Origin of the sequence: Acidimangrovimonas pyrenivorans, assembly GCF_042643245.1 — a bacterium.
Classification (GTDB): domain Bacteria; phylum Pseudomonadota; class Alphaproteobacteria; order Rhodobacterales; family Rhodobacteraceae; genus Acidimangrovimonas; species Acidimangrovimonas pyrenivorans.
This window is the reverse complement of the sequence record NZ_JBHRSK010000023.1, coordinates 1-1114: the sequence shown is the minus strand read 5'-3', so window position 1 is coordinate 1114 and position 1114 is coordinate 1. Positions and strand designations below refer to the sequence as shown.

At 65.8% G+C, this 1114-nt stretch carries 2 protein-coding genes and 1 tRNA gene; all 3 read left to right on the top strand.

From position 1 onward, the window contains the following. Window positions 1–70 (top strand): EF-Tu C-terminal domain-related protein (locus ACFOES_RS20505; RefSeq protein WP_209223782.1); only part of this gene is annotated, 70 nt, incomplete at its 5' end. A 205-nt stretch (window positions 71–275) separates the two neighbouring features. Beyond that, window positions 276–701 (top strand): c-type cytochrome, encoded by a 426-nt coding sequence (locus ACFOES_RS20500; RefSeq protein ID WP_377835500.1) that lies wholly within the window; start codon window positions 276–278, stop codon window positions 699–701. A gap of 249 nt (window positions 702–950) precedes the next feature. Then, a tRNA-Trp gene (locus tag ACFOES_RS20495) sits at window positions 951–1026 on the top strand. Window positions 1027–1114 lie beyond the last annotated feature (88 nt).

The following is a 1114-nucleotide window of genomic DNA, read 5'->3' as shown; positions in this document are numbered from 1 at the left end:
GCTCCGCTTCGCCATCCGTGAAGGCGGCCGCACGGTTGGGGCTGGGGTCGTTTCCAAGATCATCGAGTGATCTTGGACACTCCGGGCGTCGCCGGCGTCGTCTCGAAAATCATCGAATAATCGCGCCTGACAGTGCGAGGAAAGGGCCGCCTCCGGGCGGCCCTTTTGCTTTCCGGGGCCCGGTCCCCTCCCGTCCTGCCCGTTGATGCCCGTCAATGACAGTTTCCGCAGCGTAAGCTGTCCTGAAATGGGATGCGTGCTTTCGGGAGGTAATCATGACGAAGACATACGTTTCTTTGCTGGCTGCCGGCCTCGTGGCGGCTGCCGGCATGGCCTGGGCCGGCGATCCGATGACCATAGGTCAGGTCGAATTCAACAACAGCTGTGCCCAGTGTCACGGGCCAACGGGCATGGGCGACGGTCCGATGGCCGGGGTGCTGAAGAACGGCGCGCCCGATCTGACCGGGATGCAGGCGGCAAATGGCGGGGTGTTCCCCGTCGCGCAGATCTACAAGATGATTAGCGGCCAGGGGCTGTCGGGGGCCCATGGCTCTGACGAGATGCCGGCCTGGGGCTTCCGCTACAGCATCGAGGCGCCATCGCAGCTTGGGCCCTATTACAGCAAGGCGGATGAACAGGCGCTGGTCGAGGGGAGAATCCTCGCGCTGGTGGAATACATCGCCAGCCTGCAGAAGAACTAGGCGCCGCGACCGCTGTGACGGGAGCACGAGAGCGGGCCATGCCGGACGGCCGGGGGCGCGGAGGGAGCCCCATGGCCCGCCCGGCCGGTTGCGGATGGTCCGGGCGCCGTCCGGCATCGAGGCGTCGCGCCGCGACTTGGCCGCGCTGGCGATGCCGCAGCGAACCGCCCGCTGCGGCCGCTATCCGCGGTGCAGCAAAACCGCTCTTGATTTCGGCTGCGGAGTGCCGTAGCACCCCTCCCACGGCCTAGGGGTATAGCTCAGTTGGTAGAGCATCGGTCTCCAAAACCGAGGGTCGCGGGTTCGAGTCCTGCTGCCCCTGCCAGGCCTTTCCCAGATTTCGTCAATTCGCGGCGCGGCGACGCGCGTCCATGTGACCTGCTCCCCTCGGAGTCCGCGTTTATAGGTTAGCT